Below are 13571 nucleotides of genomic sequence, written 5' to 3'. Positions count from 1 at the left end.
TGGAAAGGAGCTGAACGTGAGCGGACGCCTCTTGAAACTGTTGGGCTGCGCGGTGCTTCTCGTGGCCGCGAGCGCCTGCTCGCGCCAGAAGGAGGAGCCCAAGCAGGGCTCCCAGGCCGCTACGGGAGCCAGCACCACCCCGCCGAAGGCGGCCGCCCCGGCCAAGGTGCAGCTCGCGCTCAACTGGGTGCCGGAGCCTGAATTCGGCGGCTTCTATGCGGCGCGGGAGTCGGGGGCCTTCTCCCGCCATGGGCTCGAGGTGGAAATCCTCGGCGGAGGAGCCGGCGCCCCCGTGCCGCAGATGGTGGCCACCGGCAAGGCGGAGTTCGGCATCAGCGGCGCCGACGAGCTCCTCGTCGCGCGAGCCCGAGGCCTGGACGTGATTCCGCTGTTCGCGGTGTACCAGACGTCTCCGCACGCCATAATGGCCCACGCCTCTCGCGGGGCGAAGAACATCGCGGACGTGCTGTCCTCGGGCACGGTGGCGCTGGAGCCGGGCCTCTCCTACGTGGCCTTCCTCAAGAAGAAGTACAGCTTCGACAAGGTGAAGGTGGTGCCCTACGACGGGGGCGTCGCGCGCTTCCTGGCGGACAAGGACTTCGCCCAGCAGTGCTTCATCACCGCCGAGCCCATCGCCGCGAAGCGGCAGGGCGCCACGCCAACCGTGTTCCTGGTGGCCGAGGAGGGCTTCAACCCGTACCTCGCCGTGGTCATCACCCGGCGCCAGTACTGGAAGGAACAGCCCGAGCGGGTGAAGTCCTTCGTGGCGGCGGTGCGCGAGGGGTGGCGGGCGTACCTGGACAACGCGGGGCCCACCAACGCGGTGATGGGCAAGCTGAACACGACGATGGACGCGGAGACGTTCGCGGAGGGGGCCGAGGCGCAGAAGCCGCTCATCGAGACGGAGGAGACGCGGGCCCGAGGACTGGGCACGATGAACCGCCAGCGATGGGAGCAGTTGGCCCAGCAGCTCGTGGAGCTGGACCTCATCGAGAAGGCGCCCGCCGCGGACGAGTTCCTGCTGCCGGAGTTCACCGGCTCACGCGATTGAAGCGGCGCGGAGCCGTATCAGCCAAGAGCCGCTCACCCCTCTCGAATATCCCCCGGCCCGGTGACCCGGGACCTGCGCGATGCGGTGAAGCACGCCAAATGGAGTTGTCCCCGTCAAATCGGACAGCTCAGGGGTGAGAGTTAGCAGTACGAAACTCCCGGAGTGAAGCGTTCACAGGCAGTGCCGGCGGAGCCAGCGCGTCAGCGCGGCGGTGTCCAGCGGAGGCCAGGTGGAGCGATCTTCATGGAAGAAGGGTTCGAGCCGCCGCGCCAGGACCCGGTACTGGGGAGGCACGCCCTGTCTCTCCACGTCCATGGCCTCGGGCCCGTCACCCAGTGAGAGCAGCAGGCGATCGGCGTCCAGCGGATGGAAGGTCACGGATGGGAAGTCGAGCGAGCTGAGCAAGGCCTCACCGCCCCCGAGCTGCTCCAGCAGCGGTTGCCCCAGGAACGTGAGCCAATAAGCGCCCCGCGCCCGGGAGCCGATGGTCCGGCTGGTGTCTCCGAAGCGCGGGAGGTCCAAGCCCGGAAAGCGACTGAGCAGGTCAAGGAGTTGCGTCCGGACGGAGAACCCGCCCCCCGCCTGGGAGATGAGGGCGAGGCTGGCGTAGCCGAAGCTGAATGGCAGCTCGCGCGCGATCTCCAAGGCCAGGGCGCGCAGATGCCCGGGGCCATGCGCCGCGAGGTACTCGGTGGGAAACGAAAAGCAGGCAGCACTCGTGGCCCCGTCGTCTTGAGCGAAGAAGGGTGCGTCGAGCAGTCTCCCGTCGTACTCGAATCGATAGCCGCTTGCTTCCCCCGGAGCCTGCATCAGCTCGACGAGCCATTCGATGCCCCAGGAGCGCTCGACCATCTGCGCGCGGATGTGCTCCCATCCCCGCGCGTCCAGGGGGAGCGTGTCCCCGTCATCCGCCCCATACCAGCCCAGCGCTCCGGCAGGAATGTCGCGCCGGTAGGTCTCCAGTGCACGCCACACCGCCGGAGCCACGTCCGGATGCGAGCGTCGCATGAAGAAGCACAGGACGATGCCATCGCGGACCACGAGGTCCCCGGTGCCGTTCCTCAAACGAATCGTCGGAATCGCATCCTTCATGGAACCATGCCCAGACGCGGGGAGACCATGAACGCATCACCCCGCAGTGCTTCCTTGTAGACCCAGCCCTGATTGGAGCCCGCATAGGCGCTCTTCTCCCCGTAGCGCGTCCAGCGAGGGGCATTGGTGTCAGGGCAGGGAAACTTGAAGTCCAACGTGAGCACGGACATCAACAGGTTGGAATCACCATGAAGGACGATGTCCGGCTTGATGGTGCGCCACAGCTCACGGGTGCAGCCCTGTGCAACCAGGCGCGCCTCCTCTTCCCTGCTGACGGTCTCCAGCAACCGGGCATGCGGATAGAATCGATATCGCTGCTCGATGCTGAATGGCGCGGGCCACAGGTGCTCCAGCACCTCGCGCGCGCATTGAAGGGCGAGCATGTGCTTGCGCTGCCCCAAGAGCATGGCACGGGTGACGACCTCGCCACAGCCGTCCACCTCCACCTCCTGTCCACACTCCTGCCTTGTCGGTGCACGGCCCCCGAAGAGCGCCGCATTCACCTGATGCTCGGCGCGCTGGGCGCACTCCCAAAGCCTGTCCTCGAGATCTGCCACTGCATTGTCGCTCTCAAGCAGCGTGACCAGAACTGGGACGGCGCCAGCAAGCACGGCGGAAGCCGCGTGAGAAGTGGAAGCCAGCGCTCTCGTGCCCTGCCCCAGTGTTGCGGCATGGCGGATGCGCGCGGCGGACTCCGTGTCGAGGCGCAAGTCCTTGCGCGCGGTCCGTGGGCTGCCCGCACAGGCCAGGAGCAGGACACAGCTCGCCCATAGAAGGACGTGCTTCCAGGTCAGGAATTTGCGGACGGGCACGCCTGCCTCCGAACAACCGTCAGTGTCAGGCCGACCATTTCGAGTGGGGCTTCCTGCCCAGGCCTGATGCGTTTTCGCGAGTGAGGATTCGAAGCCGGCGTGCTGGCGCTTCCAAGCGGCGGTGAAGCGGCGTGAACAGAACTGGCTCGGGATGCGCATTCAGCGCCTCAAGGCGCGAGAGCAATGCCGGGCCGAACAGTCGCCCACACGCGTATGAGAGAGCCATGGGGCCCGCCGCCAACGCCCGGCACATCCCCAACGCGGCAATGGCCACTATGTGTTGGACCTCGACCTCCCCATCGGCGTGAAACGACAGTTGCACCGGAGAGTCCCCCGTCCGGGCCGAGTCGCGCTCATCGGTTGCTCCAACCTGGTTCGTTAGCACCTGCCTCCGACAGCCCCGGAGGAACAAGCCGCAGCCTCGGAAACGAAAAAGGCCCCCGAGTCTTTCGACTCGGAGGCCTGATTCGGAGTGCCCAGGGCGGGATTCGAACCCGCACACCTTTCGGCGCCACCCCCTCAAGATGGTGTGTCTACCAGTTCCACCACCTGGGCGTTTGCTGCGGCGTCCATCTACCGGAGCTTGCTGATTCACGCAACGACAATCTCAACCGCTGCGTGAATCAGATTCTTCCTACTACGAACCACGTACCGCGAACGACTACTGCGCCGGAGCCGGCTCACCCGTCGCCGGGTTGCCACCACCCTCGGCGGGCGGAGTCGACTGCTCGCCGCGCGGCTGCTCCATGCTGCCCGGAGCCGCGTCACCCGAGGTCGCCGGGGCCGACTGCGCCGGAGGCGAAGCCACCGAGCCACCCGCCGCCACCGAGGAGCGCAGCCCCACGAAGGACAGGCCGAGCGAGCTGAAGAAGAAGAGCGCGGCGAAGACGCCGGTCAGCTTGCTGAGGAACGTCACCGCACCCCGGCCGCCGAAGGCGCTCGTGGCGGCACCACCGCCCAGCGCGGAGCCCATACCGGCGTCCTTACCCGGCTGGAGCAGAATGACGAAGATCATGAACACGCACACCAGGACGTGCACGATCGTGACGAAGGTCAGCATGTGGACTCTTTCAGACGTTCCGTGAAAAGGAGGCGCACCCTACACCAAAGTGGTGAACGGGTGACAACATCTTCCACCCGCCCCCAGGATCAACTCTAAGTGGCCGCCTTGACGATGGCCGCGAAGTCGCCCGCCTTCAGGCTCGCGCCCCCGACAAGCGCCCCGTCAACGTCCGGCTGGCCCAGCAATTCCGCGGCGTTGTCCGGCTTCACGCTGCCGCCGTACTGGATGCGCACCCGCCCGGCCGTCTCCCCGTCGTACAGCCGCCCGACCAGGCCCCGGATCGCCGCGTGGACCTCCTGCGCCTGCGCCGCCGTGGCGTTGCGCCCCGTGCCAATGGCCCACACCGGCTCGTAGGCCAGCACGAAGCCCGCCACGTCCTTGGCCTCGAAGCCCTCCAGCGCCCCACGCACCTGACGCTCCACCACCGCCAGCGTCTGGTTATCCTCGCGCTCGGCCAGCGTCTCCCCCACGCAGATGATGGGCGTCATCCCCGCCGCGCGGACCGCCTTCGCCCGCTTGTTCACCTGCTCGTCCGTGTCCCCGAAGAGCTGCCGACGCTCGGAGTGCCCCACGATGACGTAGGCGCACCCCAGCTCCGCCAGCATCGGCGCGGAAATCTCACCCGTGAAGGCGCCCGAGGACTCCCAGTGGCAGTTCTGCGCCGCCAGCGCCAGCGGCGCGCCTTCCAGCGCGACATGCAGCGGCTGCAACGCCACGAACGGCGGCGCCACCACCACCTCCACGGTGTCGCCCAGGGAGGCCACCTGCCCTCGCAGGTCGCGCACCAGGGCCAGCGCCTCCGGTACCGACTTGTTCATCTTCCAGTTGCCAGCAACGATCTTCCGGCGACGCGCGGTGGCCATGGTGTCCCCCAGGGGTGTGTGGTGTGTCGGACGCGGAGCCTACCGCGTCTCCAGCGCCTTGATGCCCGGCAAGTCGCGTCCTTCCAGGAATTCCAAGGACGCACCTCCACCAGTGGACACATGGCTCATCTTGTCCGCGAAGCCCATCTGCTCCACGGCCGCCGCGCTGTCCCCGCCGCCGATGACGGTGGTGGCCTGCGTGTTGATGGACATGGCCGCGGCGACGGAGCGGGTGCCTTCGGCGAACTTGGGCACCTCGAACAGGCCCATGGGCCCGTTCCACACCACCGTCCTCGCATCGCGGATGTGCTGCGCGAAGATGGCGCGCGTCTTGGGACCGATGTCCAGGCCCATCATGTCCGGCGGAATCGCGTTGTCCGGCGTCTCCTTGGCGGGGCTGTTCTCCGTGGGCTCGGTGCCCACGATGTGGTCCACCGGCAGGACCAGCTGCGTCTTGAACCGGTGCGCCGCCTCCAGCAGGCGCGTGGCCAGCGACAGCTTGTCGCCCTCGACGCGGGACTTGCCCACCTCGACGCCCTGCGCCTTCAAGAAGGTGTACGCCATGGCGCCACCGATGAGCAGCGCGTCCACCTTGGGCAGCAGGCTCTCGATGACCTTGATTTTATCGCTCACCTTCGAGCCACCCAGGATGGCCACGAAGGGCTTGTCCGGGTTCTTGAGCACCTTGCCCAGGTACTCGATTTCCTTCCGCATCAGCAAGCCGGCCGCCTTCTCCTTCACGAAGGGCACCATGCCCGCGGTGGACGCGTGGGCGCGGTGGGCGGTGCCGAAGGCGTCGTTGACGTAGACGTCCGCCAGCGCCGCCAGCTCGCGGGCGAACGTCTCGTCGTTGGCCTCCTCTTCCTTGTGGAAGCGGAGGTTCTCCAGGACGACCACCTGGCCCTCCTTGAGCTCCTTCACCTGCTTCTTCACGCCGTCACCGACGCAGTCGTCGGTGAGGATGACTTCGTGCTTGCCGCCGAGCAGTTCGGCGAGCCGCACGGCGACAGGCTCCAGCGACAGCTTCGGGTCCGGCCCCTTGGGGCGGCCGAGGTGGGAGGCCAGGATGACCTTCCCGCCCATGTCGAGCGCGCGCCGGATGGTGGGCATCGCCTCGCGGATGCGGGTGTCGTCGGTCACGCGCCGTCCTTCCATCGGGACGTTGAAGTCCACGCGGATGAAGACGCGCTTCCCGGTCAGCTGCAGATCATCGATGTAACGGATCATCTCGGTCCTTCCCTCTCGGTGCCCTGAACGCCCTTGGGACTAGACGCCCTTGGAGACGAGGAACTTCGCCGTGTCCACCATGCGGTTGGAGAAGCCCCACTCGTTGTCGTACCAGGCCATGACCTTGAGCAGGTTGTCGCCCATCACGAAGCAGTTGGTGGAGTCGAAGATGGCCGAGTGCGGGTTGCCGTTGTAGTCCACCGACACCGTCTGCGCGTCGCTGAACTCAAGCACGCCCTTGAGCGGGCCTTCGGCGGCCTTGCGGAAGGCCTCGATGACGGCCTCGGCGGTGACCTTCTTCTCGGTGTTCACCGTCAGGTCCACCAGGGACACGTTCGGGGTCGGCACGCGGACGGCCAGGCCGTGCATCTTGCCCTTGAGCTGCGGAATCACCTCACCGATGGCCTTCGCGGCGCCGGTGCTGGTGGGAATCATGGAGAGCGCGGCGGCGCGGGCGCGGCGCATGTCCTCGTGGGTGAGGTCCAGGATGCGCTGGTCGTTGGTGTAGCTGTGGACCGTGGTCATCAGGCCCTTCTCGATGCCGAAGTTGTCCACCAGCACCTTGGCGATGGGCGCCAGGCAGTTGGTGGTGCACGAGGCGTTCGAGATGACGTGGTGCTTCGCCGGGTCATACTCGTTGTGGTTGATGCCGTAAGCGATGGTGATGTCCGGGCCCTTGGCCGGGGCGGAGATGATGACCTTCTTCGCGCCCGCCTTCAGGTGCTTCTCCGCCGCGTCACGCGCGGTGAAGCGGCCGGTGCACTCCAGCACCACGTCCACGTTCAGGCTCTTCCAGGGCAGCGCCGTCGGGTCCTTCTCCGCGGTGACGGTGATCTCCTTGCCGTCCACCACGATGCCCTTCTCCGTCGCCTTCACCTCGCCCGGCCAGGTGCGGTGCACGGAGTCGTACTTGAACAGGTGCGCCAGCGCCGCGGGCTTGTCGAGGTCGTTGATGGCGACAATCTCGAGGTCTTCCTTGCGGCTGAGCACCGCGCGGAGGATGCAGCGACCGATGCGGCCAAAGCCATTGATGGCAATCCGGGTAGCCATGTTCGTCGTCTCCTTGAGCAGTGGGTGCCAGGCACCCACGGGTCGTCACGTCAAAATCGAAGGCGGGCGACCGTAGGCATCGCGACCCGCCGAGTCAACGCCCGGCGACATCCCCGCGACGACGCGCACGCCGAAGCTGAACAATCACCCCGAGCAACAGCCAGACGGCGGTGCCCGTTCCCCCACCCGCCCCGCAGCCACAGCCGGAATCTCCCAGCGGATAGAACTGCGGCAGAACCCCCACCACATGGGGCTCCGGCTCGGGTTCCGGCTCGGGCTCCGGTGGCGGGTGCGGGTCCACGCCCCGCGCCGCGACACAGGCGGTGAGCAGGCTCGCGGCGCCGGATTCCTCGGCCGGCGGCGGAGGCAACTCCGTGAGCAGGCCCGCCTGCACCAGGAACGAGGACATGAGCCCGGCGCGCTGCACCGGACTGACGATGCCCTCGAAAGGCATGCCCAGCAGCAGCACCCGCCCGTTGGGCGCCGACGTCACGCCCGCCGCCAGGTCAGTTCCCAGATAGCGAAGCACGGACGTGCCACCCGACGCGGGCGTCAGCACGTCCGTCACGCCCACCGCGTAGCCGCCCCGCGTGCCGTCATCCAGCGCCACCCCGGTGAGCTGGGCCAGCCAATCGCCCGGCATGCCCTCCACGGAGAACGGGGGCGTTCCGCTGCCCGGCGCCGCCCGAAGAATGTCCGCCAGGAAGGCCTGGTCCTCCGCCGAGCCCACGGCCAGCGCCGACGTCACGTGGCTGCCCGACAGGAGGAGGTGCCCCCCCTGCATCACGAACCCGCGCAGGGCGTCCTGCTCCTCACGGGTTGGACGGGCCCCTCCCGCCCCGCCCCGGCCGGAGAACCAGTCCACCAGCCGGTACGGCGCGCCCACCGTCACCAGGTTCGCCGCCACCGCCGCGCGCGTCGCGCTGTCGAAGGCGGTGCCCGCATGCGCCAGCGCGGCGCCGTGGCGGCGCACGTAGGTGCCGTCGTTCATCGTCTCCACCAGCAGGCGGACAGGCGCCTGGAGGTCATAGGCGTCCAGCGGCTCGGCGCACGCCTGGGAGGCATCCAGCCGCTCGAAGCCGTTGACCACCAGCACCGGGGACTCCGCGCCGTCTGGCGTCCGAACGCCCACGGTGACGGACGGGAAGCCTTCGCCGCCCGCGTTGTGCGCGGCCACGCGGAAGTAGCGCACGGTGCCCGGCGCCAGCGTGATGCGGAAGGACGTACCCACTGCCTCCGAGCCGTCGTCCCAGCCCAGCCCGTCCGCGCTCTGGTAGACGCGGTAACCCGAGGGCGCGTCGCGGCCCTCCTCGTCCGGGTTGGCCGACGGCGCCGTCCAGCGCAACTCCACCGTGCCGCCGCTGCCGTTGAGCGCGGCCACCGCCTCGGGCGCCTCGGGCGGCAGGACGACGGGCACGCTGTCCCGGGCCGCGTAGTACTTGATGAGTCCCTGAAGGATGGCGCGCGCGGCCACCCGGCGGAACACGGGCTCCTTCAGCCGGTTCGAATCCGTCACGTTGTCGTGGTAGGCGACCTCCAGCAGCACGGACGGCATCTCGTTGTTGTGCGTGGGGTTCACCTCGCCCAGGTTCGCCGAGCGCAGGTTGCGCACCCGCCAGCTCGGGTCCACCTCGCGGCGCATGTCCCGCGCCAGTTCGTCCAGCAGCGCCCGCGCCAGCACGTCACTGCCCGGAAAGCCGGTAAAGTTGAGCGTGCCGTCCACCGGGTTGGGCCCGTACACGTAGGCCTCCGTCCCCGACACGTTGCCCGTGGTGGACGCGTTGGTGTGCCAGGCCACGTACACCGCGTCCTCGCCCTCCTCGTGCAGCCACGCGGCGAAGCGCGGGCGGGCGGTGACGTCCGCGTTGCGCTCATTGGTCAGCGCGTTGGCCCCCGTGGGTGCGTACACCGTGAAGGGCGCGCCGCTGAACTGCACGTGGTAGCGCGCGGACTCCTCGTAGCGGGGCCGCGCCAGGGGCGCCATCGCATCGTCACCGATGACGCCGCTGCCACCACCGAAGCGCACTGCGTCCAGCGACAGCGTGCCGCCCTCCGCCGTGTCGTTCAGCGCTACCACCGCGCCGGAATCCGGGTGCTGCCCCGCCTTGAAGTAGAAGCGCCCCAGCAGCACCCACGTCCCGCCGTGACGGCGCTGGTTGACGCGGAAGTGGCTCTCACCGCCCGCGTGCTTCACCACGTAGTGCGCGTCCGGCGCGCGCGTGGGGTCGGCCGCGTAGGAGACGTAGACGTGGTAGCTGCCCTCCGCGGGAATCTCTGGCGTCCACGTCGCGCTCGCGGTGGCGCTGCGCGCGGAGGTCATCACCCGCGTCGTGCCCAGCGAGAAGGGCTCCACCCCGTTGCCCATGGGTGTCGGCGGCGTGCCCCAGCCGGGCTGAGCGGAGGACTCGAAGACGTCGCCGTCCTCCGAATAGCCGGCCTGCCCGTCGTCGACGATGGCCATGTGCCCGTTGAGGTCCGGCTCCCGCAGGGGCACCACGGTGGCGCCGGCGCCCGTCAGCATGGGCAGCAGGTACTGGTTGAGAACCTCGGCGGAGATGAGGTCCTCCACCACGGCCCAGGTGTTCGGCCGCTGCGTGGCCCAGCGGTTCAGCGGCGCGCTGCGCGTGAAGCCGTGGCCCGGGCTCAGGTACACCACCTTGCCGGAGAGCGCGCCCGTGCGCTGGCGCGTCTGCGGCACGCCTGACTTCGTCCCCGAAGCGCCCGTCCGGAGCTCGCGCCGGACGACCGGCGGCTCCGCGGCGGACAGGCGGCGCGTCTCATGCGGACGGGGCCCGGGCATCGGCGTGTACTGCACGCCCGGCGGCTCCAGGCCACACGCCCCTTCATCCAGTGCATGGTCGTGCGCGGCGTGGGATTCGGCGCGGGCCAGGGGGGAAGTCAACAACAGCGCGAGAAGTGCGCCACCCAGACGGACACGAAGAGGATAGGAAGGGGCATTCACAGGGTCGGACCATACCCCTTCACGACGAAGGGGCAATCCGTCCCGCGGGTGTTAGCCTCCCCCCGCGCTTTCGCCATCGATGAACGCACCTCCTCGGCCACCCGCGTCCTTCCCTCCCCGTCACGGTTCGGGGCTGCTCGCCTCCTTCGGTCACGCGTGGGCAGGGCTCATCCACACCGTCATCTACCAGCGCAACATGCGCGTCCACCTCATCGCCGCCGTGCTGGTGGGGCTGGTGGGCAGCGGCATCGCGCTGGGGCTCGCGGAGAAGGTGACGCTCATCTTCTGCGTCCTCCTCATCTTCTTCGCCGAAATCCTCAACAGCGCGCTGGAGCACCTGGTGGACCTGGCCGTCCAGCAGTTCGACGAGAAGGCCCGGCTGGCCAAGGACGCGGCCGCCGCGGGCGTGCTGGTGCTCGCGCTGGGCACGGTGGTCATCTTCGCCGCCATCCTGGTGCACAACTGGGACACGGTGCGCACGAGCACCGACGCCATCGTCCGCCAGGTGGCGCTGGGTCTGCCGCTGACGGCCTGCATCTTGGTGCTGGTGCTGCCGCAGCGCCGTCCCGCGTGGGTGGATGTGGCCGCATTCACCGCGGGCGGCGTGCTGATGGCGCTCCAGGCCACGCAGACAGCCAGCAGCGTCTTCAGCGCTCTCACCGCGGGTCTGCTCTTTATTGCCGGCGCGGCTGCGTACCAGCGGAGGCGGGAGCAGCGGGCCCCCCGCGCCTGACTCCTCAATCAGTCGAAACGAAAAGACCGGCCAGGGCCGGTCCTTTCACCACCTCGCTGCCTCCACTCGCGGGCGGGCGCCCCGGAAACCCGTCCGGAGCCCGCGCGCCCGCGGGGAGAACCCGCTGAGCACCTCATGCGTGCGGGCGAAGCTCCGGGGCCTGCTCCTGCGCCGCCTGGACGGCCGTCGCCTTGTCGCCCTCCTTGATGTCCGTCGTCACCAGTTCGAGCAGCTCCGTCGCGATGCCAATCACCTGGTGCGGGGTGTAGCCGCTCGCGCGCAGTTGGTTGAAGAACGTGCGCGCCAGGATCCGGGTGCCCTTTTGATCGGTGCTCAAGGTCAGTGCCTCCATCAAGAAAGCGGCCGGGAAGGAGCGACGCCGCCTAATCACGGTACGGCCCTGCTTCAACCCCCGTGCCAGCCGTTCTCTTCCAAACGGATTCCTCAACATTTCCCAAGGGTTGAAGTAGACCAGGGCCCCGAACGGCCCTGGAGGGCAGTGCGAACGCGGTTGCGCAGTCCTCGGCGGTACGGGGGATTGGCGTGGGGGGGTGCATCAGCGGGTTCGCACCCGGATTTCAAGGGCTTGCAATCTTTCAACGGGGCGGCGAGATACGCGCCCCACCAGGAGCGGATGCAATGGCGTATCGGGTGAACAACATCGGGCTGTGGCTGGACGAGCCGGAGGAGCTGCTCGGTCAACGCGCCGCGGAGAAGCTGGGCGTCACCCGCTCCGACCTCGCGTCCGTGCGGGTGGTGCGCTCCGTGCTGGACGCGCGGAAGAAGGGCAGCCCGCGCTACATCTACACGCTGGAGGTGGAGCTGGCCCGGGGCAAGAAGCCCGCGAAGCTGCCCCCCGACGTGGGTGAGGCGCCCCCGCCGCCCGAGCCCCTGGCCCCGGTGAAGGCGCCGGAGCAGTGGCCCATCATCATCGGCACGGGCCCCGCGGGGCTCTTCGCCGCGCTGGGCCTGCTGGAGCGCGGCGTGCGCAGCATCCTGCTGGAGCGGGGCCGCGAGGTGGTGTCGCGCCGCAAGGACGTGGCCAAGCTCATGCGCGACGGGACGCTGGACCCCGAAAGCAACATGAACTTCGGCGAGGGCGGCGCGGGCGCGTACACGGACGGCAAGCTGTCCACGCGCATCAACCACCCCATGGTGCGCAAGGTCATCGAGGCCTTCGCCCGCTATGGCGCGCCGGACAACATCCTCGTCGAGGGCAAGCCGCACATCGGCTCGGACCTGCTGCCCGGCGCGGTGGCGAAGCTGCGCGAGGAGCTCATCGCTGGTGGCTGCGAGGTCCACTTCAGCACGCGCGTGGACGACCTGCTCTACAAGGACGGCCACATCGCGGGCGTGAAGCTGTCCGACGGCCGCACGCTGGAGAGCAACCGCGTCATCCTGGCCCCCGGCAACTCCGCGCGCGAGCTGTACGAGCGCTTCGCCGCCGACGGCCGGGTGCTCGTGGAGGCCAAGCCCTTCGCCCTGGGCTTCCGCGCCGAGCACCCGCAGGCGCTCATCAACGGCATCCAGTACGGCAGCGCCGCGAAGAATCCGCGCCTGCCTCCGGCCGACTACAAGCTGGCGGAGAACCTGGAGGTGGACGGCGAGGTGCGCGGCGTCTACTCGTTCTGCATGTGCCCCGGCGGCATCGTGGTGCCCACGCCCACGCAGGACGGGCTCCAGTGCACCAACGGCATGAGCAACTCGCGGCGCAACGCGCGCTACGCCAACGCGGGCATCGTCGTGTCCGTGTCCGTGGCGGACTTCGAGCGCGAGGGCTTCCGCGGGCCACTGGCGGGCCTGGAGTTCCAGCGCCACTGGGAGAGCAAGGCGTATGAGCTGGGCGGAGGCCGCTTCTACGCGCCGGCCCAGACGATTCCGGACTACCTGGCCGGGCGCGTGAAGAAGGACCCGGGCGGCACCAGCTACCGCCCCGGCCTGGCGCACGTGGACCTCAACCGGCTCTTCCCGGAGCGGCTCACGGAGTCGCTGAAGCAGGCCCTGCGCACCTTCGAGCGGAAGATGCGCGGCTTCATCAGCGAGGAGGGCAAGCTCATCGGCATCGAGAGCCGCACGTCGTCACCGGTGCGCATCACCCGCGGCGAGGACCTCCAGTCGGTGACGATGAAGGGCCTCTACCCGGCGGGCGAGGGCTGCGGCTACGCGGGCGGCATCGTATCGTCCGCCATTGATGGACTGCGCGTCGCTGAGCAGATTGCCACCGAACTGTCCTGACGGACGGCCGGGAGGAGGGCTCATGGGATACGTCGTGCGTACGCCGGAGGGCGAGCTGGTCTACCCCAGCCTGCTGGATGTGGAGCGGGCCTACGTCCAGGGGCTGGTGGACGCGGAGGACGAAGTCCGGGAGGAGACCGCAACCACCTGGCGCAAGGCGGCGAGCATCCCGGTACTTGCCCAGGCGAAACCCGCGCGCTCGGGGGCATTGCAGCGGGGACAGGTGCTTCGCGTGGCGGCCGTGGTGCTGCTGAGCGCGCTGGCCCTGTCCCTGGTGTTCCGCGACGAATTGCGGCTGCGCGGCATCGGCATCGTCCTGGCGCTGGTGGCCAGCACCCTGCTCTTCCAGGTCACCACCAAGGCCTTCAAGCGCGCGCCCACCGGAGGCTGAACCAACGGGGCGACGGCGCACGGGCCCGCCCGCCCGGCCGCCCCCCGACGTGGCGCTCCGGGACGGGCAGCCATCCGCAGGCCAGCACCCCA

General features: G+C 68.9%; 12 protein-coding genes and 1 tRNA gene. 4 read left to right on the top strand and 9 right to left on the bottom strand.

Going from position 1 to position 13571, the window contains the following annotated elements; translation table 11 throughout:
* Positions 1-16 precede the first annotated feature (16 nt).
* Complete coding sequence (locus tag BHS09_RS13845; RefSeq protein WP_140798094.1) at positions 17-1051, top strand: ABC transporter substrate-binding protein; 1035 nt, start codon at positions 17-19, stop codon at positions 1049-1051.
* A gap of 171 nt (positions 1052-1222) precedes the next feature.
* On the opposite strand, the gene BHS09_RS13840 is transcribed toward BHS09_RS13845, so the two are convergent.
* The 8 genes from BHS09_RS13840 to BHS09_RS13800 all read right to left on the bottom strand — a co-directional run bounded on the left by BHS09_RS13840 (position 1223) and on the right by BHS09_RS13800 (position 10120).
* Positions 1223-2143 (bottom strand): type VI immunity family protein, encoded by a 921-nt coding sequence (locus BHS09_RS13840; RefSeq protein WP_237078286.1) that lies wholly within the window; start codon positions 2141-2143, stop codon positions 1223-1225.
* Positions 2140-2700: a hypothetical protein gene (locus BHS09_RS13835; protein WP_237080348.1), complete on the bottom strand. Its 561-nt coding sequence runs from the start codon at positions 2698-2700 to the stop codon at positions 2140-2142. The genes BHS09_RS13840 and BHS09_RS13835 overlap by 4 nt, the downstream gene beginning before the upstream one ends.
* Before the next feature lie 728 nt (positions 2701-3428).
* Positions 3429-3510: transfer RNA gene (locus BHS09_RS13825), tRNA-Leu, on the bottom strand.
* 106 nt (positions 3511-3616) lie between these two features.
* Positions 3617-4015 (bottom strand): preprotein translocase subunit SecG, encoded by a 399-nt coding sequence (gene secG, locus BHS09_RS13820; RefSeq protein WP_011552885.1) that lies wholly within the window; start codon positions 4013-4015, stop codon positions 3617-3619.
* A gap of 95 nt (positions 4016-4110) precedes the next feature.
* Complete coding sequence (gene tpiA, locus BHS09_RS13815; RefSeq protein WP_140798092.1) at positions 4111-4881, bottom strand: triose-phosphate isomerase; 771 nt, start codon at positions 4879-4881, stop codon at positions 4111-4113.
* Between the two features lie 39 nt (positions 4882-4920).
* A complete protein-coding gene (locus BHS09_RS13810; protein WP_140798091.1) occupies positions 4921-6108 on the bottom strand; it encodes a phosphoglycerate kinase in 1188 nt (395 codons plus the stop codon).
* A gap of 39 nt (positions 6109-6147) precedes the next feature.
* Positions 6148-7158 (bottom strand): type I glyceraldehyde-3-phosphate dehydrogenase, encoded by a 1011-nt coding sequence (gene gap / locus BHS09_RS13805; RefSeq protein WP_011552882.1) that lies wholly within the window; start codon positions 7156-7158, stop codon positions 6148-6150.
* Between the two features lie 94 nt (positions 7159-7252).
* A complete protein-coding gene (locus BHS09_RS13800) occupies positions 7253-10120 on the bottom strand; it encodes a golvesin C-terminal-like domain-containing protein (RefSeq protein ID WP_140798090.1) in 2868 nt (955 codons plus the stop codon).
* Positions 10121-10199: 79 nt separating this feature from the next.
* Here BHS09_RS13800 and mprA point away from each other — a divergent pair, with 79 nt between their 5' ends.
* Positions 10200-10853, top strand: coding sequence for an MprA protease, GlyGly-CTERM protein-sorting domain-containing form (gene mprA, locus BHS09_RS13795; protein WP_140790349.1), 654 nt, complete (start codon positions 10200-10202; stop codon positions 10851-10853).
* A 133-nt stretch (positions 10854-10986) separates the two neighbouring features.
* On the opposite strand, the gene BHS09_RS13790 is transcribed toward mprA, so the two are convergent.
* Positions 10987-11190: a hypothetical protein gene (locus BHS09_RS13790; RefSeq protein WP_237080347.1), complete on the bottom strand. Its 204-nt coding sequence runs from the start codon at positions 11188-11190 to the stop codon at positions 10987-10989.
* A 302-nt stretch (positions 11191-11492) separates the two neighbouring features.
* Between BHS09_RS13790 and BHS09_RS13785 the strand changes: the two genes are divergently transcribed.
* Both BHS09_RS13785 and BHS09_RS13780 read left to right on the top strand, forming a co-directional pair.
* A complete protein-coding gene (locus BHS09_RS13785; protein WP_140790345.1) occupies positions 11493-13088 on the top strand; it encodes an NAD(P)/FAD-dependent oxidoreductase in 1596 nt (531 codons plus the stop codon).
* A gap of 22 nt (positions 13089-13110) precedes the next feature.
* Positions 13111-13479, top strand: coding sequence for a hypothetical protein (locus tag BHS09_RS13780; protein WP_140790343.1), 369 nt, complete (start codon positions 13111-13113; stop codon positions 13477-13479).
* Positions 13480-13571 lie beyond the last annotated feature (92 nt).

The sequence above is a fragment of the Myxococcus xanthus genome (genome assembly GCF_006402735.1).
Lineage (GTDB): Bacteria > Myxococcota > Myxococcia > Myxococcales > Myxococcaceae > Myxococcus > Myxococcus xanthus_A.
Note: the sequence above shows the minus strand (reverse complement) of the source record. Positions and strands in the feature narration are given on the sequence as shown.